The organism is Streptomyces sp. AC1-42W (assembly GCF_003248355.1).
Classification (GTDB): Bacteria; Actinomycetota; Actinomycetes; order Streptomycetales; family Streptomycetaceae; genus Streptomyces.
The window spans coordinates 3,908,951-3,933,260 of sequence record NZ_QKWY01000001.1 but is presented as its reverse complement, the minus strand read 5'-3'; the positions used below and the strand labels follow the sequence as shown (position 1 = coordinate 3,933,260).

Below are 24,310 nucleotides of genomic sequence, written 5' to 3'. Positions count from 1 at the left end.
CCATGCGGCGTGAGAACTGTACGACCAGGAACCACATAGAGGTGTGGCGTCAACGTACCCTGCCTGGAGCCCCAGAGCAGGTGAGGTTCTGGGCAGTGTTGCGTGGTTCGCTCCTCCCTCTCTTGGTCTGGGCTGTCGTCGCATGCGTCGTGTACTTCGTCTACGGCCCAGTCGTGGCGGTGATCCTCGGCGGACTCTTCACAGTGTCGTTCTTCGTGGGGTTCGGGCTCCGCCGCAGAGCCGGACACTCCGTTCGCTGCAGCATCTACGGTGCCGTGGGCGGCGTGCTCGACAAGTCCGTGGCCGGGTTCTGAGGCGTTGCGGCGAAGGCTGCCCGCGTTGTACGGGTGTGTTGACTGACGCCCAGTGGGCCTGGATCGAGCCTTTGCTGTCGGCCCGGACTCCTCGTAGAGGTGGTAAGGGCTGTCCCGTAAATGATCTCTGAGCCGCCTTGGGCGTGGTTGGCCGTTGTGCGGGCCGTGCGTCTATCCGGCGAGGGCGAGGTTGTGCATCCGGGCAATGCCGAGCATGGCGTGGTGGACTCCGTCGCCTTTGAGGCGGCAGTCGCGGAGGATCTTCCAGGTCTTCATGCGCGCGAAGACGTGCTCGACGCGGGCGCGGACCTGCTTGTGGGACTTGTTGTGTGCTTCCTTCCAGTCCGGAAGGTCTTCGCCCTTGCGTCGGCGGTGGGGCATGACGAGCCCGGTGCCGGGATAGCCGCCGTCGGCGATCGTGAGTGTTCTGCCGACGGCGGCTTTGGCGCCGGATTCCTCCCATGCCTTGCAGTCGTTGCGGTTTCCGGCAAGCGGCCGGCCCACCACGACGACCAGGCGGGTGTCGGCGTCGATGACGACCTGATGGTTGGTCGAGTACCGGTAATTCTTGGACTGCTCCGCCACCGTGTGGTCCCGGGTGGGGACCAGGGTGCCGTCCACGATGAGGACGGTGTCCTTGGCGAACCGCTTGCGGGGCTGGAGCGCGAGCATCGGCCCGAGGTGGTCGATGATGCGGTCCGCTGCCGACTTGGACACCCCGAAGAGCGGGGCGAGCTGGCGCATCGTCAAGTTTGTGCGCCAGTACGCCGCGACCAGCAGAGCCCGGTCCTCCAGCGGGAGGCTCCACGGCCGGCCCCTGCGGACCGCATCCGCACCCTCGCGCCGCAGTACGGTCACCAGCTTGCCGAACAGGCGAGGGCTCAGCCCGGTGAACGGGGCTATCCAGGACGGCTCCGACGCCGTGATCACACCAGCCACCGCAAGATCATCTCACCCGTGACCAGCAGTTACGGGACAACCCTTAGGTGGCGTGACCAACGGCGGGTCATCCAATGCCATCCCTTGGAAGTACCGCACGGGATCTCCGTGGATGGATCTACCCGCGGAGTTCGGTTCTTGGAAGGGCAACAAAGATCCACCTTGCATCCGATGGCAACTGTCGGCCTCTGGCTTTCTTGGTCACAGCGGGGCAGGCCGATAACGCGCCCGCCTTCATCGACGTGATGGCACGGATCCGAATTCCCCGTAGCATTGGACGTCCCTGCACCAGGCCGGATGTGGTTCTTGCTGATATGGCGTACTCCTCCAGAGCCATCCACGAGCACCTGCGACGACGGGGAATCCGGACAGTCATCCCGGTCCCAGCGGACCAGCGGGGGCACCGGCTCCGTCGCGGCAGCTGCGGCGGCCGGCCACCCGCCTTCGACCGTGAGGCATACAAGCAGCGCAACACCGTCGAGCGGTGCATCAACCGCCTCAAACAGTGGCGAGGAATCAACACCCGCTACGAGAAGACCGCCACCGTCTACCTGGCCGAACTCCACGTCGTGGCCATCTTCATCTGGTCAGCACGATGATCCGACAGAAACGGCCTAAGCCGGGTTCATCTCGATCCACGTGGAACCGATGCCCGCCGCCAAACGCCTCAGACCACCCGCAATCCACGTCGTCACAGTCCGACGCCCCCGCCTGATCGCGGGCACAGATGCCGCCGCTGGGTTCCCAGACTGCGGCATTACTATGTTTTGAGCGGACAGGCCGTAACACCGGGCGTTCTGACGTCTCAGCGGCTGCTGACCGTCGCGCTGGAAGTCTGCTACCAATGCCACCGCGCGTCCAGGGGCTCGTTGTCCTTGCACAGAACTGGGACTGGGTCCTTCGGTGGTTCTGCCCGGGCGGCGAACGCCCGTCGTGCTGCGGGTGACGGATGCGAAGGTTCGGCCTGCCGGGGCAGGTGATGTGGATGGACCAAGCCCAGCGAGATCCATTTGAGATGGGGCTCCGCTATGTGCTGCCTCCTATGGCGGGAGCCAACAGATGCCGGCCTGGTCAGAACTGCGGTCTCGCGCGCGATCCTCGATCTTGCCGGGCGACGGGTGGCTACCCCGGCGTGCCTCGGGTGGGCAGGGCCTCAGTATGGGGGGATCCTGCAACCCCAGGTGGGGCGTCTCTATCACGGCGGTTGGGGTCGGGGCTGCTGAAGAACGGTCAGGGCCTCGTCGATCTGGCCGAGGCCGATGAGGTAACCAGCCAAGTCATGACTGTTCCGGTCGGCATGCCGTTGAAGGACGGTGACGGCTTCCTCTGTGCGACCGGCATCGGCAGGAAGCCCGGCGATGTGCCCCGCCGCATACCACGTAACACTTTCGGGGTGGGCGCAGGTCCGTTCAACCGCCTCGTCGACCCCCGTGCGGGCGGCGATCAGCGGCAACCGTATCCAGTACAACTCCCACTCGTCCTCCTCCCCCCTGTGCTTGCCGTCGAGAGCTTCGAGGTGGCCAGGCCGTCGCAGGGATGGGGCGAAGTCGCTGAGCCGCTCCGTGCGTTTCCGCTCTTGCTGCTGACCGTCCACCGGAAGCCAGTCCGGCCATGCCACAGGCTGGTATCACTCTCCCGTGTCGAGGCCAGCAGGTCCGCCGCGTAGAGACATCGCCGTAGGGCTGAAAGCAGCTGGCGGAAGCGTAGGTGGGGGTGTAGCCGATGCAGGGGCGGGGACCGATGAATCGGCCCGCCCGTCGTGTCCTAGTTGCTGGGCGCCGGTGTGGGCATCCCCTCGGCCGGGACCCCCTCTTCGGTCGCCGCGAAGGACGGGTGGACCTCGCATTCCTCTGGCATCTCCTCGGAAGGAACCGCACAGTTCGAAGGATCGACTGCGGGCTCGTTCTGGGACACCTGCTCCTGCTTGGCCCCGTCCTTCGTGGACTCCGAACTGGGGGATGCAGGCGTGTCGCCCGAAGAGGCTGAGCACGCAGTTGAACCCAACAGAACGAGCAGAGCAACGGCGGTGGAAGCGACAGCAGTGCGGATACGCATGAGAAATTCCCCCCAAAAGCAGACGTACTGGCACGGCGCTCGCCAGTCGATCAACCATGCCACCGAGCGCCGCGTTGGTGACGTGGAAAATGTGAAGCAATCGTGCGCACAGCTGGCGGGTACGCGGCGAACAGACAGTCGACATCCCCAGACCGCTGACACGCACGCGGTGAGCAGCCCCCTGCGGTGCTAGGGCTCTGGCTCAGCTTCCTTGGTCGGTATCGGTGAGCTACTGGGCTGGGGCCTGTTCAATCACATCGCGCCTGGTTGCACGCCCGCTAGCGTGTCCGGATGCCGTCTGTGAAACTGCGTCATTCAGTCCGCGCAATCATCCTCGACAAGGACGGGCGAGTCCTTCTCTGCCGGTTCGCGATTCCAGAGCCGACGGGAACCGTGGTGTGGGCCACTCCCGGCGGAGGGATCGAGCCGGGTGAAACGCCGCTTGCCGCGCTGAGCCGCGAACTGCAGGAGGAGGTCGGGCTTGCCGTCCCAGCCGATCCGCCGCACGTTTGGCACCAGGAAGTTGTGGCACCCGGACATGTCGAGGGATACGACGGCGTCATCAACGACTATTTCCTCGTACGCACTGCCGCATTCAAGCCGCGCGGAACCCTGTCCGACGACCAGCTCGCCGCAGAGTGCATCAGCGGTCTGAAGTGGTGGCGCCCTCACGAAATCGCGTCCTATGCCGGTTCGGACCTGTTCTCCCCGCGCGACCTCGCGTCTTCCCTGACGACGCTGATCACCGCCGGTACTCCGTCCCGGCCGATCCGGCTCGGCCTGTGAACAGGCACTTCCTGCATGGAGAGAGCTGGGCTCGCTTCCGCAGGGGCAAGGCGGCAACGTGAGGCGGCCTGCCTTCTAGAGACTTCGCCGTCACTGTGGTCGCGAGCTCCCGCACTATGGCCGGCGCTGGCAGGGATTCGCACTCACAGCGACGCGGCCGCCTCCGGGTATCGGACGAGTCTTCGTACCGGGCATCGGCTCGCATCGTTGGCCGGGTCATCGACAACGCTTCCCGGTGGTCGGCAGACTGTCGGGAAGACAGACGCCGACGCTGGGAGGCGACGTCCTTTGCTGTTGACGATCGGCGGTGTCGCCATCGCCCTGTGGCTTGTCCTCTTCATGTGGGTCGGCCGGCGTCGGCGCAAACATGGCGGTGGTGGAGCGTCGGCTGTGGAGACATGGGGCGAGCTCTTCCATCCATCGCAGCGTCATGTCCGACAAGAGCGGGAACGCCAACTCACCTGCCGAGACGACGCCGACTCCGGTGCGCCGCCCAACTCTGTCGACTTCGACTCCGGCAAGGCGTTCATCCGCCTCGGGCAGGGACGCGCGAGCAGGCCCGACGCGTAGTTAGGTCACCGGGTGGGCGCGCTGTCCAGGTTTGCCGTGTCCGGCGTTGTGCGTGCGAGGGATTCGCCGAGGGCCGCCACCGCGTCCGTGAGCTGGTCCATCGCATCGGTCAGGGAGCGGGACGGGTCGGCCTGCCAGGCGACGAACGCGCCGTCGAATCCGGCGATGGCGAAGTAGTCGAGGCGGTCGGCGACGGCCTGGGCGGTTTCGGGGCCGTAGGCGGCGAAGGAGTCGGCGATCATGCGGTTCATGTGGGCGCGGCCGTCACGCCGCACCCGCGCGATGATCGCCTCGACCTCGCCGGCCTCCGCCGCGTCCATGACCTCGGCGTTCATGACCAGGATCAGGTGCAGCCGCAGGAAGTCGGGGTGGGCGAGGAAGACCTCGCCGGTGCGCTGGAGGTACCAGCCGAGCCGCTCGCGGACGCCGCGCTCGCGCGGTGGGCGTTCCTGGGCCTTCGCCATGTGCTCGAAGAACGCGTGCGCGCCGCGCTCCATCACCGCGGACAGCAGCCCCGCCTTGGAGCGGAAGTGGTGGTAGACGGCGCTCTTGGGCACCCCTGAGACGCGGCTCAGTTCCGAGAGCGTCGTCGCCGCGAACCCGCGCTCGGCCATCAGGTGGGAGGCGGCCTCCAGGATCTCGTCCCGTGAGCGCCGTCCCCTGCGATTGCCGCTCTTGTCGCTCCTGGGTTCCACGCACCGAAGCATACCCAGGGGCGTGACCGGGGCAGTCCGGAGTCTTTGTCCGGGTATGCCGGGCGCTCGCGTGCCGTGGTTCCGCAGGGCTCGGCGGCCGGCCGAACCCTGAAGCCTAGGCGTCCGGGTTCGTTCCGCACGTTGATTCTGCTGTGCGGAATCCGTCCCGTATGCCCTTGACCGGGCTGTTTGGGGCGTGTGACAGTCCCCACTATTGGACTGAACGACCGGTCCAAAACTTGGACGGCAAGGAGGCCGCCATGCCCCAGAACTTCGACGCGGACGTCGCTGTCATCGGCTACGGCCCCACAGGGGTCGTCGGTGCTCTGACCCTCGCGCAGCAGGGCGCGAGCGTCCTCGCTCTTGAGCGCGACAGGGACATCTATCCGCGGGCCCGGGCCGTCACGGTCAACGACTGGACCATGCGGATCTTCCAGGGCCTCGGCATCGGCGCGCGCGTCGAGAAGGTCATCGACCCGCAGCGTGCGCTGCGCTGGGTGACCTATGACGGCGACGAGGTGATGCGCATCGAGCACCCGCCGTCGACGCTGGGGTCCGGCCCGCGCTTCTACAACATCTACCAGCCGACCATGGAGAGCGAGCTGCGCGCCTGCGCGCAGGACCGGAGCGAGCTGATCTCGGTACGCTACGGCGCCGAGGTGACGGAGATCGAGCAGGACGACTCCGGCGTCACGCTCACCACCACGGACACCGCGACCGGCGAGGTCACCCGCTACCGCACCCGGTACGCCGTCGCCGCCGACGGCGGCAGCAGCGCGACCCGGCAGCGGCTCGGCATCCCGCTGCTCGGCGACACCGGCGAGACGACCTGGGTGGTCATCGACTGCCGGGTCAAGCGCTGGTGGCCCGACCGCGACTTCCTCACCTTCTGGACGGACAAGGAACGCCCGGTCGTCGACATCGCCCTGTCGGCCGGCAACCACCGCTGGGAGATCCCGCTCAAGCCTCACGAGACCGAGGCCGACTTCCCGACCGCCGCCGAGGTGTGGCCGCTGCTGAAGGCGCTGGGGGTGAGTGAGGACGACGTCGAGATCCATCAGCACGCCTTCTACCGCCACCACGTGCGCATGGCCGAGACCTGGCGCTCGGGGCGCGTCTTCCTCGCCGGTGACGCCGCGCACCTGATGCCGCCGTGGGCGGGTGCCGGGATGCAGACCGGGATGCGCGACGCGCACAACCTGGGCTGGAAGCTGGGCCGCGTGCTCGCCGGACGGCTGCCCGAGTCCTGGCTCGACACCTACGAGGCGGAGCGCCGCCCGAACGCCGCGTTCTACACCTCGCTCGCGGTGCAGCTCGGCCGGGTGATCAAGCAGGAGATCTCCGACGACGAGCGCGCCGCGCTGTCCGCGCCGCCGCCGCAGGACCTGTGCACGCCGTTCGAGCCGCCGCTGACCGCACCGCCGGTCCTGGAGGCCGGCTGGCTGCGCGGCCCGCTCGGCGACACGAGCGTCGTCGGCCGGATGGTGCCCCAGCCGGTCGTCGGCGACACGGCGGGCCGGATGGCGCGCCTGGACGAGGTGCTGGGCGACGGGTTCGTGCTGTTGGGCGACGACGTCGACCCCTCGACGCTGCTGAGCGAGGAGGAGCGCCGGCAGTGGGACGCGCTCGGCGCTCGCTACCGGGCGGTGCGCCCGCGGAGCGCGTACACCGAGGGCCCCGACGAGCTGGTCGACCTGGAGGGCGTGCTCGGGCCCTGGCTGCGCCGGTACGGCGCCCGCGCGGTGGCCGTGCGCCCGGACCGCTTCGTCGCCGCCGCCGACGTCAGCGGGCTCGCCGTCCCGGCCTGAGCCCGCCACCACACCCCCGACTTTTCGAAGGAGAGCTCCCCATGAGCGGAGTCAAGGAACTCGCGTACGTGGTCTACGAGGTCAGTGACCTCGCGGAGTGGGAACACTTCGGTGTCGACCTGCTCGGCATGCAGCTCGGTGAACGCGGCACGGACCACTTCACCCTGCGTCTGGACGAGAAGGCGCACCGCTGGATCGTCACCCGGGGCCCGGCCGACGACCTGGTCGTCAGCGGCTACGAGGTCGAGGACGACGCCGGACTCGACGCGCTCGTCGCCCGCCTGCGCGCGGCCGGGCTCCGGGTCGAGGAGGGCGGTGCCGCGCTGGCCGCCGCCCGCCGGGTCGAGCGGGTCTTCACCACCACCGACCCGATGGGCAACCGTCTGGAGCTGGTCACGGGCCTCGCCGACGCCGCAACGCCCTTCGTCTCCGCCTCGCTGCTCGGAGAGTTCGTCACGGGCGCGGGCGGCGCCGGACACCAGGTGCTGCTGGCCCACGGGGTGAGCCGCGAGGAGTATCTGGCGTTCTACCGCGACCTGCTCGGCTTCCGGATCAGCGACATCATCGTGGAGGAAGTGTCCCCCGGCGTCGTCGCGGACCTGATCTTCCTGCACTGCAACGGCCGTCACCACTCGGTCGCGTTCGGTGACATGCCCTCCCCCAAGCGCACCCACCACTTCATGGTCGAGGTCACCGACATCCGGGACGTGGGCCTGGCCTACGACCGCTGCATGGACGCCAAGCAGCCGTTCGAGATGACGCTGGGGATGCACCCCAACGACGAGATGTTCAGCTTCTACGTCTTCACGCCGTCCGGGTTCTCCGTCGAGTACGGCTGGGGCGGGCTCATCATCGACGACGCGACCTGGCAGGTGCGCACCCTCGACCGGCTGCACAGCTGGGGCCACCGCCCGCCGGGTGTGGTGGCGGACCTCCTGGCCGCGGCCCCGCCCGCGCCGGGCACCGACGTACACGAAGGAGAACAGGGCTGATGGCACTCGTCAAGGAAGACATCGCTCGCAGCGTCAGGACCCCTGACTGGACGCTGCGCTACTACGAGGCAGGCTCCGGCCACCCGCTGGTCCTCCTGCACGGCAGCGGGCCGGGCGCGACCGGCTGGAGCAACTTCAGCGGCAACATCGAGGCGCTGGCCGAGCACTTCCACGTCTACGCCGTCGACATGCCGGGCTGGGGCGAGTCGGACCCGGCGACGGTGGACCGGCTGGACCATGTGGAGGCCGCGATCCAGTTCCTGGACGCGCTGGGCATCTCCCGGGCCGCGTTCGTCGGCAACTCCATGGGCGGCCAGACCTCGCTTCGCCTCGCCACCGAACACCCCGACCGGATCAGCCATCTGGTGACCATGGGCCCGCCGGTCGGCCGTATGCCGAGCCTGTTCGGCGCGGGCGGCGGTCCCTCCGAGGGCCTGAAGATCCTCATCGAGGCGTATCAGGACGCGAGCCCCGAGAACATGCGCCGGCTCGTCGAGATCATGTGCTACGACACGGCCCGCTTCGCCACCCCCGAACTGTGCGAGGCCCGTTCGCAGGCCGCGCTCGCCCGGCCCGAGCACCTGTCCAACTACGTGGCGGGGCTGCCGCACGGCGCGCCCCTGCCGCGCTGGGTGGACCCGGCCCTGCTGTCCGGAATCACGGTGCCGACGCTGCTCATACACGGCCGCGACGACCGGGTGGTGTCCTTCGAGAGCTCCCTCTTCCTGCTGGCGAACATTCCCGACTCGCGGCTCGTGCTGCTCAACCGCTGCGGGCACTGGGCGATGATCGAGCACGCCGAGGAGTTCAACCGGCTCGTCATCGACTTCGTGCGGGGGAACCCCGGCGATGAATGACATCCAGCAGATCCGGGACGCGGCCGCGCCGCCGCATCCGGGCGTCGTGGCCGCGGCCCGGCGGCTGACCCTGGCCGCCGCGAGCGGGGTGCCGTGCGCGCCGGTGCGGGACCTGATCGGCACGGCCGACACCGCGGTCGCGTACGCCGTGCAGCAGCGGATCGTCGCGGCCCGCCGCGCGGCCGGCGCCCGTGTCGTCGGCCACAAGATCGGGCTCACGTCCACGGCTGTGCAGCGGCAACTCGGCGTCGATCAGCCGGACTTCGGTCTGCTCCTCGACGACATGGCCTACGAGGACGGGGCGGTCCTGCCCGCGGCCGCGGTGCTCCAGCCGCGCGTCGAGGCGGAGATCGCGTTCGTCCTCGGCGCCGACCTCGCCGACGGCGACCTGACGCCCGAACGGGTGCGCGCAGCCGTGGCGTACGCGGTGCCCGCGCTGGAGATCTGCGGCAGCCGGATCACGGGCTGGGACATCACCCTGTCCGACACGGTCGCCGACAACGCGTCCGCCGGCGCCTTCGTCCTCGGCCGCGAACGTGTCGCGCCGGACGCGTTCGAGCCCCGTACGGCCGTGATGACGATGTCCGTCGACGGCCGGACGGTGTCCGAGGGCACCGGGGCCGACTGCCTCGGCGACCCGCTCGCGGCCGTGTCGTGGCTCGCCCGCACCGCGCGCGACCTGGGAGATCCGCTGCGGGCCGGCCATGTGGTGCTGTCCGGCGCGCTCGGCCCCATGCACCCGCTCACGCCGGGCGCGCGGGTCACCGCGGTGATCCGGGGACTCGGCACGGTCACCGCCGCCCTCGCAGAGGGAACGGCGTCCAGGGAAGGAACGGCATGACGACGCACACGAGCGGGGCCTCCCGCGCCAAGGTCGCGATCATCGGCTCGGGCAACATCGGCACGGACCTGATGATCAAGGTGCTGCGCACGTCGGAGCACCTGGAGATGGGTGCGCTCGTCGGCATCGACCCGGACTCCGACGGGCTGGCGCGCGCCCGGCGCATGGGTGTGCCGGTCACGCACGAGGGCGTGGACGGGCTGATCGCGCTGCCCGGCTTCGACGAGATCGGCATCGTCTTCGACGCCACGTCGGCGGGCGCCCACCGGGCCAACGCGGCGAAGCTGACGCCGCTCGGCAAGCACCTGATCGATCTGACGCCGGCGGCGCTCGGCCCGTACGTCGTCCCGGCGGTCAACCTGGACGCGTATCCGGACGCCCTGAACGTGAACATGGTGACCTGCGGCGGCCAGGCGACCATTCCGGTGGTCGCGGCGATCTCCCGCGTGGTCCCGGTGCGGTACGCCGAGATCGTCGCCTCGATCGCGTCCAGGTCGGCGGGGCCCGGTACCCGTGCCAACATCGACGAGTTCACGGAGACGACCTCGCGGGCGCTCGTCGAGGTCGGCGGCGCGGACCGGGGCAAGGCGATCATCGTCCTCAACCCGGCGGAGCCGCCGCTGATCATGCGGGACACCGTGCTGTGCCTCGTGGAGGCGCCCGATCCGGGTCTGCTCGCGAAGATCGAGGAGAGCGTCACCGCGATGGCCGCCGAGGTGGCCGCGTACGTCCCCGGCTATCGGCTCAAGCAGCGGGTCCAGATCACCCCGGTGCCGGCGGGCCAGCCGGTCGGGACGCTGCTGGCCGACGGCACGGCCGGCCGGCCCACCCATCAGGTGTCCGTGTTCCTGGAGGTCGAGGGCGCCGCCCACTACCTGCCGGCGTACGCGGGCAACCTCGACATCATGACCTCGGCGGCCCTCCGGGTGGCCGAGCGGATCGCCGCGCGAGCGGCACGCACCGGTGAGGTGACGACGCCATGAGTACCAGCATCTTCGTCCAGGACGTAACCCTGCGGGACGGCATGCACGCCGTCCGGCACCGCATCGCCCCCGCGGACGTACGCCGCATCGTCGCCGCTCTGGACGCGGCCGGCGTCGACGCCATCGAGGTCGCCCACGGCGACGGTCTGGCGGGCGGTTCCCTCAACTACGGTCCCGGTTCGCACACCGACTGGGAGTGGATCGAGGCCGCGGCCTCGGTCCTGGAGCGGGCCCGCCTCACCACGCTGCTGCTGCCCGGGGTCGGCACGATCCACGACCTGCGGACCGCGTACTCGCTCGGCGTGCGCTCGGTGCGGGTGGCGACCCACTGCACCGAGGCCGACATCTCGGCGCAGCACATCGCGGCGGCCCGTGAGATGGGCATGGACGTCTCCGGTTTCCTGATGCTCTCGCACCGCGCGGAACCGGCCGAACTCGCCGCGCAGGCCAAGCTGATGGAGTCGTACGGCGCGCACTGCGTCTACGTCACCGACTCCGGTGGCCGGCTCACGATGAAGGACGTGGCCGAGCGGGTGCGGGCCTACCGCGACGTCCTGGACGACGCCACCGAGATCGGTATCCACGCCCACGAGAACCTCTCCCTGTCGGTGGCGAACAGCATCGTCGCCGTGGAGAACGGGGTGCGCCGCGTCGACGCCTCGCTCGCCGGCCACGGCGCGGGCGCGGGCAACTGCCCCCTGGAGGCGTTCATCGCGGTGGCGAACCTGTCGGACCTGCGGCACGGATGCGACCTGTTCCGGTTGCAGGACGCCGCCGACGACCTGGTGCGCCCGCTCCAGGACCGGCCGGTCCGCGTCGACCGGGAAACCCTGACGCTGGGCTACGCGGGCGTCTACTCCTCCTTCCTGCGCCACGCGGAGATCGCCTCGGAGCGCTACGGCGTCGATGTCCGCGCCCTCCTGATGGAGTGCGGGCGCCGGGGCCTGGTCGGGGGTCAGGAGGACATGCTCGTCGATGTGGCGCTGACGCTGGCGGGGGACGGAGCGCCGGAGGCGGGGGCGGCCGGGATCTGAGGGTGCTCGACGCGGCACTCTCGTACGCCCCCTCGAACCCCGGCGCCCGTTCTGCGGGTCAGGCGTGCGCGGGGCCCGGGGGCGGATCGGCGAGCTCTCTCTCGACGGCGTGCGCCGCGGCCTCCAGGGTGGTGACCAGGGAGCGCAGGTGCTGCGGGTCGTAGCGCACGCTCGGCATCGAGACGGAGAGGCCGGCCAGCGCGGTGCCGTCCGGGCCGTGCACCGGGACGCCGACGGCGACGAGCCCGCGTTCGGAGCGTTCCCGGTTGACGGCGAAGCCGTTGCGGCGCAGGCGTTCCAGATCCTTGCGCAGTTGTTCCGGGTCCGGGCGGTCCGCCGGGTGGTCGCGTTCACCCTCGGAGCCGTAAACCGCCGTCAATTCCTCGTCGGTCAGTTCGGCGAGCAGCAGGAGGCCGGCCGTGGTGCGGTGCGCGGGGAAGACCATTCCCTCCCGTGACCCGACCCGGAGGGCCTGGCGGCACTCGACGCCGGCGATGAACCGCACGGTCTCGCCGGTGCGCACGATCAGGTGGGCCGTCTCGTCGAGCAGATCGACGAGGCGGCGCAGATGCGGGAGGCCCACCGTGCGCAATCGGGACACCAGCGACTGCGAGTGGCTGGCCAGTTCCAGTACCGGTCCCGCGCGGTAGACGCGGTCCTCGCCCTGCACGGCGAAGTCCCGGTAGACGAGCATGGCCAGGATGCGGTGGGCCGTCGACCGGGCGACCTGGAGGCGTTCGGCGAGCTGTGCCACGGTCGCGCCGCCTTCCAGTTGCAGGATGGTCGCGGCGCGCAGGGCGTGGTCCACGCTGGCGATCGGATAGGGCGGGGGCGTCTTCAGCGGCTTGTCCACGGCTCCTCCAGATTCTGTAGGGCAGAATCTACATGTTCTCTCAGCAGACATGGCGCAGGCTGAGGCTGTGACTGAGTCCTCTTCTCCCCCAGACATCGCCGAGGGCTCCCCGGTGCGGCTCCACGTCGTCGACACCGAGGGACAGCCCGAGGTCACCCCGGCGCTCCAGGAGCTGTACCGCGGCTTCGAGCAGGAACTGCTCGTCCCGCTGTGGACCGAGATCGGTGACCTGATGCCGGCCCACCCGCGCTCACGCGCCGTCCCGCACCGCTGGCGCTGGACCAAACTGCGGGAGCTCGCCGCGCAGGCCGGTGACCTGGTCCCGGTGGGTCGCGGCGGTGAGCGCCGGGCCATCGCCCTGGCCAACCCCTCCCTCGACGGGCGTCCCTTCGCCACGCCGACGCTGTGGGCGGCGATCCAGTACCTCATGCCCGGCGAGGACGCCCCCGAGCACCGCCACACCCAGCACGCCTTCCGCTTCGTCGTGGAGGGCTCCGGGGTCTGGACGGTCGTCGGCGGCGACCCGGTGCCGATGAACCGCGGTGACTTCCTGCCGCAGGCCGGCTGGAACTGGCACGCCCACCACAACGCCACCGCCGAGCCGATGGCCTGGATCGACGGCCTGGACATCCCGTTCCAGTACATCACCGAGGCGCAGTTCTTCGAGTTCGGCCGCGAGGAGATCGGTGACGCCGAGCGGATCACGCCCGACCGGTCCCGCTCCGAGCGGCTGTGGGGCCACCCCGGGCTGCGTCCGGTGTCGGCCGCGCCCGTCACGCCGGGCAGCCCGCTGCTGTCCTACAAGTGGCAGTACACCGACGCGGCCCTGCGCGACCAGCTGCTGCTGGAGAGGGAGGGCTTCGGCGGCACCGTGGAGCCCGGCCACGCCGCGGTGCGCTACACCAACCCGCACGACGGCTCGGACGTCCTGCCGACCATCCGCGCCGAGTTCCACCGGGTCGCACGCGGCGCCGAGACCGCGCCGGTGCGCGAGACCGGCTCGTCCGTCTACCAGGTCTTCGACGGCTCCGGCACGGTGACCGTGGGGTCGCGGTCCTGGAGCGTCACCCGCGGCGACCTCTTCGTCGTGCCGTCCTGGGAGCCGTTCTCCGCGAAGTCCGAGGCGGGCGACACCGACTCCGACTCCGGCGCCCTCGATCTGTTCCGTTTCTCCGACGCGCCCGTCTTCGAGGCGCTCAAGCTCCACCGCACCCGGAAGGACGCCTGACCATGAAGCTCGCCACCCTCCGCACCGCCGACGGCACCAGGGCCGTCCGCCTCGACGGCGACACCCTCGTCGACCTCGGCCACACCGACCTGGGCGGGTTGTTCGCCGAGGACGGCTGGCGGGAGAAGGCCGCCGCCGCGTCCGGCACCAGCTACCCGGTGGACGGCGCCGACTTCGCGCCGGTCGTCCCGAACCCCTCCAAGGTCGTCTGCGTCGGCCACAACTACACCAACCACATCAAGGAGATGGGCCGGGACCTGCCCGAGTACCCGACCCTGTTCCCGAAGTTCGCGGACACCCTGATCGGCGCGTACGACGACATCGTCAAGCCGCCCGAGACCGACGCGCTCGACTGGGAGGTCGAGTTGGCCGTCGTGATCGGGAAGCAGGTCCGCCGCGCCGACGAGCGGCAGGCCGCCGACGCCATCGCCGGCTTCACCGTCATGAACGACGTCTCGGCCCGCGACTGGCAGTTCCGCACCATCGAGTGGACCCAGGGCAAGATCTGGGAGGCGTCCACCCCGGTCGGCCCCTACGTCGTCACCCCGGACGAGGTCGGCGGTGTCCGCCCCGCCCTCGCGGTGAAGACGGTCGTCGGCGGCGAGGTCATGCAGCAGGACGACACCGGCACGCTGCTGTTCGACCCGGTGTTCCTGGTGCGCTACATCTCCACCGTCATCACCCTGCGGCCCGGCGACATCATCGCCACCGGCACCCCGGCCGGGGTCGGCAACGCCCGCGACCCGAAGGTCTTCCTGCTGCCCGGCCAGTCCGTGGTCACCGAGATCGCGGGGCTGGGCGCCTGCGCCAACAAGGTGGTCGGCGGATGAGCGCCACCACTGCCCGGACCCTCGCGGAAGCGCGCGCCTGGGCCCGTACCGGCACGGAGTTGATGCTCGACGCCGTCGCCGGCCTCGACGAGGCCGCCTTCGCCGCCCCCGGCCTGCTGCCGGACTGGACGCGCAAGCACATCGTGGCGCACACCGCCGCCAACGCCGATGCCCTGGGCAACCTGGTCCACTGGGCGGCGACCGGCGAGGAGACCCCCATGTACGCCTCCGCCGAAGAGCGCGCCGCCGGCATCGCGAAGGGCGCCGGCATGACGGGCGACGAACTGCGCTCCTGGCTGACGGCCTCCGCGCAGAGGCTGGCGGCGGGCCTGGACGGGCTCACCGAGGAGCAGTGGCGGCGCGCGGTCGTCACCGCGCAGGGTCGCACCGTCCCCGCCACCGAGCTGCCCTGGATGCGCGCCCGTGAGGTGTGCGTCCACGCCGTCGACCTCGGTACCGGTGTCGTCACCTTCGCCGACCTGCCGAAGGGTTTCCTGGCCGCGCTCGTGGACGAGGTCCGCGCCCGGCGCGAACTGCCCGAACTGCCCGCGGGCCCTCTTCCCGAGGTCGCCGCCTGGCTCACCGGCCGCCCCCACGCGCTCACCGGCGCCCCCGAACTCGGCCCCTGGCTCTGAGAGAGGTACACCCCATGTCCCAACCCGATGTGCTCGTCGTCGGCGGCGGCCTCGGCGGCCTGAGCGCGGCGTTCTCGCTGTCCCGCCAGGGCCTCGCCGTCCGCCTGCTGGAGAGCGCCCCCGCCTTCGGCGAGGTCGGCGCCGGTATCCAGCTCGCCCCCAACTGCACCCGCATCCTCGACGACTACGACCTCCTGGACGAGGCCGTGACCCTCGGCGTCGTCCCGGACGCGATGGTCATGCGCGACGCCGTCGACGGCGACGAGCTGACCCGCCTCGACCTGCGCCACCTGGAGAAGCGCTACGGCTACCCCTACCTCGTCATCCACCGCAGCGATCTGCACGGCCTGCTCCTGCGCGCCTGCGAACGCGCCGGGGTCGAGCTGATCAACGACGCCCACGTCACCTCGTACGAGAACACTCCGGACGGCGCCCGCGTGACCCTCGCCTCCGGCGCGACCCACGAGGCCGGCACGGTGATCGCCGCCGATGGCCTGCACTCCGTCGCCCGCAAGCTGTTCGTCGACGACCGGCCCGTCTCCTCCGCGTACGTGGCCTACCGCGGCACCGTCCCGGCCGAGCAGCCGCGCGTGCGGGCCGCCGACCTGGGCGAGGTCGTCGTGTACGTCGGCCCACGCTGCCACTTCGTCCACTACGGGCTGCGCGGCGGCGAACTGCTCAACCAGGTCGCCGTCTTCGAGTCGCCCAAGGCGCTGGCCGGGCAGGACGACTGGGGCACGCCCGACGAACTGGACGCCGCCTTCGCCGAGACGTGCGACTTCGTCCGGGACGGGCTGCCGTTCATGTGGCGTGACAAGTGGTGGCGGATGTTCGACCGCGACCCGCTGATGAAGTGGGTCCACGGCCGGATCGCCCTGCTCGGCGACTCCGCGCACCCGCCGCTCCAGTACATCGCCCAGGGCGCGATCATGGCCATCGAGGACGGCTGGGTGCTGGGCGAGCACGTGGCCCGCAACCGGGCAGCCGACGGCACGGTCGACTGGAACGCCGCGCTGGCCGCGTACGAGGCCGTACGCCCCGAACACTGCCGCCGGGTGCTGACCACGTCCCGGGCGTGGGGCGAGCTGTGGCATCTCGACGGTGCCGACCGCGAGCGGCGCAACGTCCTGCTGCGCGCCCGCGACACCTACGACTACTCCTTCACCGACTGGCTCTACGGCCCGACCGCCCTGACCCCGGACCAGGAACCGGAGATGTTCACACCCCTCCCGCTGCCCCCGGCGGAGTAGGAAGTCGCCGGCCGGGCCCCGCACCGTACGGAGAGAGCCGATCTCAGGCGCCGATCTCAGGCTGGGCCGGGCCGGAACATCGACAGGTCGACGTCGGGGAACAGGGTTTCCAGGGTGTGGCGGAAGGCGGCCACCTCGTCGTCGTCCTGGTTCTCGGCGCACAGCGAGCTGACCCATGACCAGCAGCCGCGTGCGGCGAAGGCACGGTCGAGGTATGCCGCGAAGCCGTATCCGGTGCGGAGGCTCCCTTCGCCGAAGATGTGCAGATACGTCTCGTCGGGTACGGACCCGTCCGGCTCCCTCATGAGGGCGCCGCAGGACTCGGGCACGAAGATGTCGAAGGGGAGGACGTGCCGGAACCGGGGGTCGGCGTCGAGGAAGCCGCGCGCGGGGCCCTGCAGGAACACTTCGCCGATGGGCTGGATGCTGATGGTCCCCGTGTCGCGGTCCCCGCGTGGCCCGTCCGGATTCAGGGTGTGCGCCCATTCCAGGTAGCAGCCGTCCATCTCCGCGTAGAACCGTGCCAGGTCCGGCGGGAGCGAGCCGCCGCAGGCGGTGGCCGCCGCTTGGAGGTCCGCCTCGGTGGCCGGGTCGGCGAGGCTCGTGTATCTGACCTCGATGCGCGGGTGTTCCCGCAATCCGTCGAGCATGGTGTGGAACCGCTCCCGGTATCCTGCTCCGGCCATCGGAAACCACCTCCTTCGTTCAGTGTTGCCTATCGGCGGCCGCTGGTGCGAATGGTGCCGGCGGCCACGCCCCGTGCTCGCTCCTCTTCCCGCAGTCCGGGGCTGATGAATTTGCAGTAGCTGGTGTACATGGCCGGAGTCAGCTGGTTCGCGTCGCGCCTCGCGCGGACGAATACCTCGCGCTCGCCGGCAGTCGGGCCGCCCCGCTGCATGGCCCATTCATCGATGTATCGGCTCCGGTTCTGGTCGGCGAACAAGCCCTGGAATCCGGCGGCATCCATGCCGTCCATGGCCTCGATCCTTTGCAGAGGATCACAGAGCTTGAAAATCTGCATGTTGGTGCGGGCGAGTTCCAGGCCGATGTCACCGAGATGGGCCAGGCAGTCCGAACCGGCCGCCAGGACGACGGTGTCCCAGTCCTGTCGGGGAACCAGGCGCATGATTGCCTGCAGGTGCGGTTGCGTCGGGACGGAGTAGAGCGGAGACATGATCATCTCCGCGAAGTCGCGCGGAGCGGTCAAGTATCCATGGTGGTTCGCCAATTGGAGAACGTCGACCGGCGCGAGTTGGCAGAGCACACTCGCCCGGGCCGCCGTGTCGAAGCTCTGGTAGATGCTGGGATAGTTGATCAGCATGTGCGGCTTCAGGGCTGCCGGGACAAGCTCGTAGGCCTGAGCCTGTTCCTGCTTGCTGGCATGCGGCTGGCCAACGGGTTTGAGCAGTGCGTCCAGGGCCGCCGGGGTCGCCACATTCTGCAGTACCTGCTGTTGCGCGGGGGTGAGCGCACCGGCGGGCTGGTCGATCCGTTCGTGCCACTGCTCTTTCCGCGGCCCGGGGGTCGTCGAGTTCTGCATGAGGCCCCATTCCATCCACATGTCGCTGGGGATGACGGAGGCGAAGTCGTTCGCGACGTTCGAACTGTTCCGGTACTGCACCCAGGTGTGCAGCCAGATCGTCTCGCCCTGCTCGACCGCGTTCTTCGCGCTCATCTCCGGGCCGGCCGACATGGAACTGTTGACGACCGCCGGCCCGGGGGCGAGGTTGTACGTCTTGTCCCCGGGCCCGCCGAGCCGCCCGTTCCACAAGTGCATGCGCACGGCGTTGTAGTGCGAGTTCTGCACCCCGGGGATGCGGTTCCCCAGCGTGTGCCCGGCCTGTCGCAGCTCCTGCCAGCCGAATGTGTCGACCGTCGGCTGGTTCGCGCTCGGGCCCAGGGGCTTCCCCGCGATGTTGTGCACCTCCACCGACTGCGCCCGGTGGTCCGAGTTCACGATCGGGTGATCGTGGGTGACCGCGCGCTGGACGGTCGGCGCACCGGCGGGCGTCGGCCCGGTCGCCCGCTGGACCGGCGCCTGCGCCGCCTGCCGCGGTGACGCCGAGCCGTCTTCGCGTCCTTGCGCCGTCGGCACCGGCCCCGCCAGGACCCGGTGCGCGTTCGCTTCCGCCTCCCGCTCGAATCGGTCGTTCGGGTCGCTCACTTTCAGCCCCGCGCCGTTGGTCGTGCCGGCGACCGGTCCGGAGCGCTGCTGGATGACATGGGTGAGTTCGTGGGCGAGGGTGTGTTTGTCCGCCCCGCCTTCGCCGATGACGACGTGGCTGCCGCTGGTGTAGGCGCGGGCGCCGACTTCGGCCGCGGATGCCCGCGCGGCGCTGTCGGTGTGGATACGGACGTCGGAGAAGTCGGCGCCGAGCCGGGCCTCCATCTCGCTGCGTATTGCGGAGCCCAGGGGGCTGCCGCCGCTGCGCAGTACGGCGTGGACGGCTGAACGCTGGACCGCGGGCCCACCGGGGACGCTGTGCTGATGGCCGCAATCAGCCCCGTGGGCATGCTGCTCCTGAGCCTGGCCCGTGCGCTGGACGGAGGGCGACTGGGCATAGGGGTAGCCGGAGAGCCGCAGCATTTGCACGACGGCGGCGTTGCCCGAGGTGCTCTGGAGCGCGAGGAGCCGGGTCGCGTCCATGAGCTCGGGTTTACGGGCTTGGGAGGCTCGGGACTCGGTGGTCCGGTCCGGGTGCTGCTTGTGCTGTGCCAACGGAGTACCTTTCAGGGGGCTGACACAACCCACGAGACCCGCCTTCGGCTTCTCGCCGCCAGGTCCGTGAGGGCACCGCTGAGGCACTGATCCTTGCCTGATTGTGTCGGTCGCTGGACGGCCCGAACGACTGGGTGTACGGCTGTCCCGTGTTCCTGGCTGCGGGCAGCCGATCGGGCTTCAGGCGTAGCGGGCGAAAAGTGCCTGGAGGTACCCCTCCAGACGCCTGGTCAGCAGGGCGGGGGTCAGATCGGTGCGGCCCACCTCGCGCCACGGTACGGCGACCTTCTCCGCGTCCGGAGCGAAGGCCAAGGCGTCCAGCAGACGCCAGTAGAGATGAGAAGCGTGGTCCTCGGCCAGCGTTCCTCCCGCCGCGACGTAGAGGTCGGAGAACCGCATGCCGGCGGAAACCCCGTGAAGGAGGGCGAGGGCTGTCGAGCAATGGGCCACGTCCAGGTCGGCCGGTCCCCACGAGGTCTCCACCCAGTCGACGACGCCGCTGATCCGCAGCCCGTCGCCGTCGCCGTCGCCGGTGAAGAGGACATTGCCGGGATGGAAGTCCCGGTGCAGGAAACAGGCCCGGTAGTCCGGCGGCTCCCGGCGGATCACATCCACGGCCCGTTGCCACAGCTCGGGCCGCTCGGTGTCCGCGGGCGGGCGCACCCGCTCGGGAGAGGTCCACGCCTGATAGGCGCGAGGCCGTTCCTGTGCGGTCACGGGCAGCCTGTGGATGCGTAGCAACTGGTGGGCGAGCAGTTCGGCACGCTGCTCGGCGCCCTCTTCGCCCAGGCGCACGGTCCCCGGCAGCATCGACATCAGCAGGGACGGACGGTCGCAGTACTGTGCCGTCGGGTCCACGGCCACCAGGGTGGCCGCAGGGACGTCCGTGCTGCCGAGCCGGCGCAGAACCGCTGCCTCGCGGATCAGCAGGCCCTCCGCGTGGCGAACGTAGAAGGGCTTGACGAAAGACCGCAGGACCAGCGACCGCCGACCGCCCGGCCCCCCGATGTCCAGCCGGCGCATTTCCGACGTCCAGCCGCCACGTAACCGCGTGACATCCTCGATGCGTTCTGCCTCGGAGAGCCCCTTCTCGACCCAGGCACGCGTCGCGCCCCAGACCTGGTCATCAAGATTGCTACCGGTGTGCTCGGTTCCCTCGCCCGCAGCCATGGGGGCGAGGCTACTCAATTGTTCGGCAGATGCCCTGGTCACCTCCCGTGGCCAACTCGCGGATCGGGCAAGGTCGAAGGCGCGTTGTTCGTGGAACGGCTGCCTGGTTCGAAGGCGGCGGGGGCTGTCCGGGGAAGCGGTTGGGGCGGGTGGCGTTGTGCGGCTGCCGGGCGCGGATCGACACCTCGACCGTGACGTTTCGCGCCGCTGTCAATGCCAAGCTCAAGCTGTGCCGAGCCTTACCCTCCGGGGGTAAGTACTGGAAGTCGTGACTGTCACGGCGCCGGGGGCCCTCGGGCTCGGAGGCACGCGTGGCAGAAGACGGAGGAGGCGCCCTGATGCCGTACGACCGCACAGTGACCGTCGAGGGACCTTTCGATCAGGTGCAGCAGAACGTCCGCAGCGCCTTGGCCGACCAGGGTTTCGGCGTCCTGACCGAGATCGACGTGAAGGCGACCCTCAAGGCGAAGCTAAGGGCTGTCCCGTAATCCCCGGTGGATCAGCGCGCGGCGTCAGATGCGGTGCATCGCAAGGCGGAGGGGCGTTCGCATACTGGACGTATTCGGACGTTCCGACAACGCAGCGAGGTGCCGTAGCTGTCGTCGTGCGCCCGCCGGGGATTACGGGACAGCCCTTAGATCACGACATGGAGCCCTATCTGATCCTCGGCGCCTGCAACCCTCCCCTGGCTCACCGGGCTCTGGAGGTAGACCGGTCCATCGGGCTGCTGCTGCCCTGCAACGTCGTCGTGCGAGCCGATGGCGACGAGGTGGTCGTCCAGGCCTTCGACCCCGAGGCCATGCTCACCCTCACCGGCCTCGACGCCGTCGCGCCCGTAGCCGAGGAGGCCGCCGGCCGGCTCGACGCCACCCTCGCCGCCGTAGAGGCCGCCGGGCGAAACCGCCAGGACGGCTCTGCTTGACGGTTCGACATGCGTACGCCGTACCAGGAGCCGTCCGAGCGCTGCGCCCGGTTCGGGACCAGGCAGTGGTCGTTGAGCAAGGGAAAGCCGCTCCGGTTGTCCACGCGCTGAGGGCCCGACGCACACGCTGTGAAGCCCCAGGCGCTGCTGGTCTGGGGCTTCCGGCACTGCATCTGCCGTGTGTTGCGGGGTGCGGCGTCAGGGGTGGACGTAGCCGACGACCTTGGCGGTGACGTCGGTGATCAGCGGACCGCATCCATCCGGTGCGCGTCCGGCGAACTCCAGAGTGAAGTGGTCTTCGCCGGCGATGAACTGGAGGCTCTTGTTGACGGCGGCGAAGCGGGGGCCGATGGGGGTGTAGGAGTCGCCGATGGGGTCGGAGGTGGGCGGGGGAATCACCTGGGCGCTGTAGGACTGGTCTCCCATGTCCCTGGCGCATGCGGGGTCGGTGTTGCGGGCGTGCTTCCAGGTGACGCTGACGACGGAGCCCTCATCCGCTTCGAAGTCCTGGGAGAGGGTTCCGGGGCCGATGTCGACGGCCTGGTAGGTGTACTGGGTGAGGGCGCGGCTGTAGAGCGTCACTCCGCCGTGCGGGGTGGAGGCGCCGACCTGCCAGGCGCCGAGGTTCTCGCCGTCCTCGTACTCCACGTAGCCCCCGGCCGGGGCGCTGGGGTCGGAGAAGGTGCCGTTCTTGATGAGGCTCCCGGCTGCTGCCGCGGGGGTGGAGGCGGTCGCCATGGCCAGGATGACGGCGCCCAGCAGGACGCCGAAGGATGTGTGCTTGTTCATGCGTGTCTTTCGTGTTCGGGAGGAAGGGACCGCGCCGCCGCGTCGGTGCGGCGGCCGTGGGGCGGGGTGCGCCCAGCCGGCCGGGAGCGGTGGCCGCGCTGGTGCTGCGGGCGATTGCCGGGCGGTCCCAGGTGACCAGGTCGTGGCAGCCGTTCAGTGGGTCATGCGGGCTGGGCTGGTGTGTCGCCGGACGTGATTGGCTTCCGGCGCCCGAGCGGGGCCGTGGTCAGTACGTCGGCGGGTCTCGGGCAGGCAGGTGGGGGCACCGGCCCTGCGGGCGTACGTCGTTGACGCCGCCGTGGTCCGCGCGAAGGGCCTGCGGCGGATGCCTGGCTTCCCGGCCGGCATCCGCCGCGCCGGGGTTGTTCAGCTGATACCGAAGACCGGGACGACCCGGCCGTGCCCCTCCGAGGGAAGGAACTCTTCGTTGCCGAGGTACTTGGCGGAGTACCCGCCGATCTCACCGGTGATGGAGGTGCCGATATCGCTGATGCTGCCTCCCTCGATGGTGGCGATTCCCCGTCCGTCTGTCTGCGACGTGCCGAGGTGCTCACCCGCGGCGCCGGCGTACCAGTCGATGTCCTGGTAAGGGCAGGACCCTTCGAGAAGCTCTGGCCCCGCTCGACGACTGGGCCTCCGGGTGGCAGCCCGAGGCGGCGGACTGACGGTACGAGCCGCCGGCTCGGACTGCGCCGGATGGCCCGTGCCGAGGTCGCCGGATCGAACGCTTGCCGGGCTCCCCGTGCGAGCCACACCGCGGGACGTCGCCGTGATGCCGATCGACTGGGAGCGCCTGTGGCCCACCCAGGACGCCGGAAGCCTGCCCTGGTTCTCCGGGGACGTCGGGACCTGGGCGGTGGGCAGTGCCGCCTTGAACCCGTTCCAGGGCGCTGACGCCTTCCGGCACGGTTTGCGGCAGCGCGAGGGGGGCGCGGCCTGGCCGTGGATCGGCCTGTTCAAGGCCCATGTCGTGGAGGCGGCGTTGCCCACGGGCTGGGAGCAGAAGGCCGCCGGCGCCGGAGTGCCCGCCTTCCCCGACCCGGCCACCGCCCGGGCGCTGGTCGCCAAGGCCGACGACGGGGGCTGGATCTATCGGGTCTCCTCCCGCGCCCACGGCTTCCGTGCCGATCTGCTGGAGAAGCCCACGAAGGACCCGGTCCCGGAGCGGCCCACCGAGATTTCGTACGTGGGCGGGGTCCGCGGCGACCTGCTTCTGGAGGCCTGCCACTACCCCGAGCACAGCACGACTCCCGACCAGTGCATCCCGAACCCCGACGCGGCCGCGGACACCTCCCGCTCCCCCGCACTCGCCTCCTGACTCCCCCCGGGGCGCCAGGTCCACCGCCGTACGCCGACCTGGCGGGCGCGGTGACGGGCCCGGCCTACGGCTGAGGGGGCCGCAGCACGCCCGCGATCACGGTGGCCACCATCTTGCGGACGGCTGCGGTCTGCGGCGGGGCACTCGTCCGGTCGGCGAACAGCAGATACCCGGCCCCGACGAGGGTGGGGGCGAGGGTGTCGATGTCCGCGTCACCGGCCACGCGCCCCAACTCCCGCTCGGCCGTGAGATAGGCGGCGATCATGGCGGCGCCCTGCACAGCCAGTGGAATGCCGGTCAGCCCGTCCTCGCGCAGCCGGGCGCGGAGGCCGTCACGGAAGGTGATGAGCGCGACGATGGCCACCGTGACCGGCCCGAACAGGTCCTGAAGCGCGTCGGCGAGGTTGTCCACCACGTTCCCGGAGCCGGCGCACGCGCGCAGGGTCGTGGTCCGTTCCTCGATGCCGCGGACGCGGTCGCGGACGAGTTCTGCCAGGAACGCGTCGAAGTCGGTGAAGTGCCGGTGCAGCACGCCCTTGGCGCAGTTCGCCTCATCCGTGACCGCACGGCTGGTCAACGCGTCGGGCCCATCCCGAAGCAGCACGCGCTCAGCGGCTTCGAACAACTGGCCGCGCACGTTGTGAATGTGCACCCCTGACGGCATCGTCTTCCCTTCCGCGCCGCCCGCCTTAACAAGTGGGCACTCGCCCACTAGGGTGGGC

At 70.2% G+C, this 24,310-nt stretch carries 21 protein-coding genes and 4 pseudogenes; 16 read left to right on the top strand and 9 right to left on the bottom strand.

Annotated features, from left to right (window positions below):
• Nucleotides 1–485: 485 nt before the first annotated feature.
• A complete protein-coding gene (locus DNK56_RS17955; protein WP_111334259.1) occupies nt 486–1,253 on the bottom strand; it encodes a transposase in 768 nt (255 codons plus the stop codon).
• A gap of 86 nt (nt 1,254–1,339) precedes the next feature.
• On the opposite strand from DNK56_RS17955, the pseudogene DNK56_RS17945 reads away from it, so the two are divergent.
• A pseudogene (locus DNK56_RS17945) lies at nt 1,340–1,852 on the top strand (IS5 family transposase); the annotation flags it as partial.
• Between the two features lie 596 nt (nt 1,853–2,448).
• On the opposite strand, the gene DNK56_RS17940 reads toward DNK56_RS17945, so the two are convergent.
• Nucleotides 2,449–2,847, bottom strand: a complete 399-nt coding sequence (locus DNK56_RS17940; RefSeq protein ID WP_111335258.1) for a hypothetical protein — start codon at nt 2,845–2,847, stop codon at nt 2,449–2,451.
• A 752-nt stretch (nt 2,848–3,599) separates the two neighbouring features.
• Between DNK56_RS17940 and DNK56_RS17935 the strand changes: the two genes are divergently transcribed.
• Together DNK56_RS17935 and DNK56_RS36775 are read left to right on the top strand one after the other, a co-directional pair.
• Complete coding sequence (locus DNK56_RS17935) at nt 3,600–4,094, top strand: NUDIX hydrolase (RefSeq protein ID WP_111335256.1); 495 nt, start codon at nt 3,600–3,602, stop codon at nt 4,092–4,094.
• A 15-nt stretch (nt 4,095–4,109) separates the two neighbouring features.
• Complete coding sequence (locus DNK56_RS36775) at nt 4,110–4,664, top strand: DUF6191 domain-containing protein (RefSeq protein WP_446750462.1); 555 nt, start codon at nt 4,110–4,112, stop codon at nt 4,662–4,664.
• Nucleotides 4,665–4,669: 5 nt separating this feature from the next.
• Here the strand turns inward: DNK56_RS36775 and DNK56_RS17930 are convergent, their stop codons facing one another.
• Nucleotides 4,670–5,359 carry a TetR/AcrR family transcriptional regulator gene (locus tag DNK56_RS17930; protein WP_241989923.1) on the bottom strand — a complete coding sequence of 230 codons (690 nt, stop codon included), beginning with the start codon at nt 5,357–5,359 and terminating at the stop codon, nt 4,670–4,672.
• 260 nt (nt 5,360–5,619) lie between these two features.
• On the opposite strand from DNK56_RS17930, the gene DNK56_RS17925 reads away from it, so the two are divergent.
• From DNK56_RS17925 to dmpG, 6 genes are read left to right on the top strand one after another with little or no spacing between them, the layout of a single operon-like run.
• Complete coding sequence (locus DNK56_RS17925; protein WP_111335986.1) at nt 5,620–7,167, top strand: bifunctional 3-(3-hydroxy-phenyl)propionate/3-hydroxycinnamic acid hydroxylase; 1,548 nt, start codon at nt 5,620–5,622, stop codon at nt 7,165–7,167.
• A gap of 41 nt (nt 7,168–7,208) precedes the next feature.
• Nucleotides 7,209–8,159 carry a VOC family protein gene (locus tag DNK56_RS17920; RefSeq protein ID WP_111335252.1) on the top strand — a complete coding sequence of 317 codons (951 nt, stop codon included), beginning with the start codon at nt 7,209–7,211 and terminating at the stop codon, nt 8,157–8,159.
• Nucleotides 8,159–9,016: an alpha/beta fold hydrolase gene (locus DNK56_RS17915; protein ID WP_111335250.1), complete on the top strand. Its 858-nt coding sequence runs from the start codon at nt 8,159–8,161 to the stop codon at nt 9,014–9,016. The genes DNK56_RS17920 and DNK56_RS17915 overlap by 1 nt, the downstream gene beginning before the upstream one ends.
• Nucleotides 9,009–9,857, top strand: a complete 849-nt coding sequence (locus tag DNK56_RS17910) for a 2-keto-4-pentenoate hydratase (RefSeq protein WP_111335248.1) — start codon at nt 9,009–9,011, stop codon at nt 9,855–9,857. The genes DNK56_RS17915 and DNK56_RS17910 overlap by 8 nt, the downstream gene beginning before the upstream one ends.
• Nucleotides 9,854–10,840, top strand: a complete 987-nt coding sequence (locus DNK56_RS17905) for an acetaldehyde dehydrogenase (acetylating) (RefSeq protein ID WP_111335245.1) — start codon at nt 9,854–9,856, stop codon at nt 10,838–10,840. The genes DNK56_RS17910 and DNK56_RS17905 overlap by 4 nt, the downstream gene beginning before the upstream one ends.
• On the top strand, nt 10,837–11,874 hold the full coding sequence (gene dmpG / locus DNK56_RS17900; protein ID WP_111335243.1) for a 4-hydroxy-2-oxovalerate aldolase: 1,038 nt from the start codon (nt 10,837–10,839) through the stop codon (nt 11,872–11,874). The genes DNK56_RS17905 and dmpG overlap by 4 nt, the downstream gene beginning before the upstream one ends.
• 58 nt (nt 11,875–11,932) lie before the next feature.
• On the opposite strand, the gene DNK56_RS17895 is transcribed toward dmpG, so the two are convergent.
• On the bottom strand, nt 11,933–12,727 hold the full coding sequence (locus DNK56_RS17895) for an IclR family transcriptional regulator (protein ID WP_111335240.1): 795 nt from the start codon (nt 12,725–12,727) through the stop codon (nt 11,933–11,935).
• Nucleotides 12,728–12,794: 67 nt separating this feature from the next.
• Here DNK56_RS17895 and DNK56_RS17890 point away from each other — a divergent pair, with 67 nt between their 5' ends.
• The 4 genes from DNK56_RS17890 to DNK56_RS17875 are packed head-to-tail and all read left to right on the top strand — an operon-like array spanning nt 12,795 to nt 16,670.
• Entirely contained in the window at nt 12,795–13,955 is a 1,161-nt protein-coding gene (locus tag DNK56_RS17890; RefSeq protein ID WP_199563731.1) for a cupin domain-containing protein, read from the top strand.
• Nucleotides 13,956–13,957: 2 nt separating this feature from the next.
• Nucleotides 13,958–14,785: a fumarylacetoacetate hydrolase family protein gene (locus DNK56_RS17885; RefSeq protein WP_111335235.1), complete on the top strand. Its 828-nt coding sequence runs from the start codon at nt 13,958–13,960 to the stop codon at nt 14,783–14,785.
• Nucleotides 14,782–15,420 (top strand): maleylpyruvate isomerase N-terminal domain-containing protein, encoded by a 639-nt coding sequence (locus DNK56_RS17880; RefSeq protein WP_111335232.1) that lies wholly within the window; start codon nt 14,782–14,784, stop codon nt 15,418–15,420. The genes DNK56_RS17885 and DNK56_RS17880 overlap by 4 nt, the downstream gene beginning before the upstream one ends.
• Before the next feature lie 29 nt (nt 15,421–15,449).
• Nucleotides 15,450–16,670: an FAD-dependent oxidoreductase gene (locus DNK56_RS17875; RefSeq protein ID WP_111335983.1), complete on the top strand. Its 1,221-nt coding sequence runs from the start codon at nt 15,450–15,452 to the stop codon at nt 16,668–16,670.
• A 56-nt stretch (nt 16,671–16,726) separates the two neighbouring features.
• On the opposite strand, the gene DNK56_RS17870 is transcribed toward DNK56_RS17875, so the two are convergent.
• The 3 genes and pseudogenes from DNK56_RS17870 to DNK56_RS17860 all read right to left on the bottom strand — a co-directional run bounded on the left by DNK56_RS17870 (nt 16,727) and on the right by DNK56_RS17860 (nt 20,559).
• Nucleotides 16,727–17,356 (bottom strand): SMI1/KNR4 family protein, encoded by a 630-nt coding sequence (locus tag DNK56_RS17870; RefSeq protein WP_111335230.1) that lies wholly within the window; start codon nt 17,354–17,356, stop codon nt 16,727–16,729.
• Nucleotides 17,357–18,675: 1,319 nt separating this feature from the next.
• Nucleotides 18,676–19,317, bottom strand: a pseudogene (locus tag DNK56_RS36770) (eCIS core domain-containing protein); the annotation flags it as partial.
• Between the two features lie 252 nt (nt 19,318–19,569).
• A complete protein-coding gene (locus DNK56_RS17860) occupies nt 19,570–20,559 on the bottom strand; it encodes a phosphotransferase family protein (protein ID WP_111335225.1) in 990 nt (329 codons plus the stop codon).
• Between the two features lie 338 nt (nt 20,560–20,897).
• On the opposite strand from DNK56_RS17860, the pseudogene DNK56_RS17855 reads away from it, so the two are divergent.
• Nucleotides 20,898–21,037, top strand: a pseudogene (locus tag DNK56_RS17855) (DUF302 domain-containing protein); the annotation flags it as partial.
• A 156-nt stretch (nt 21,038–21,193) separates the two neighbouring features.
• Nucleotides 21,194–21,481: pseudogene (locus DNK56_RS17850) on the top strand (DUF302 domain-containing protein); the annotation flags it as partial.
• Between the two features lie 198 nt (nt 21,482–21,679).
• Here DNK56_RS17850 and DNK56_RS17845 read toward each other — a convergent pair.
• Complete coding sequence (locus DNK56_RS17845; protein WP_111335221.1) at nt 21,680–22,270, bottom strand: hypothetical protein; 591 nt, start codon at nt 22,268–22,270, stop codon at nt 21,680–21,682.
• A 742-nt stretch (nt 22,271–23,012) separates the two neighbouring features.
• On the opposite strand from DNK56_RS17845, the gene DNK56_RS17840 reads away from it, so the two are divergent.
• Complete coding sequence (locus DNK56_RS17840; protein ID WP_146610459.1) at nt 23,013–23,588, top strand: hypothetical protein; 576 nt, start codon at nt 23,013–23,015, stop codon at nt 23,586–23,588.
• Nucleotides 23,589–23,652: 64 nt separating this feature from the next.
• Here the strand turns inward: DNK56_RS17840 and DNK56_RS17835 are convergent, their stop codons facing one another.
• Entirely contained in the window at nt 23,653–24,240 is a 588-nt protein-coding gene (locus DNK56_RS17835) for a TetR/AcrR family transcriptional regulator (RefSeq protein ID WP_111335216.1), read from the bottom strand.
• Nucleotides 24,241–24,310: the final 70 nt, after the last annotated feature.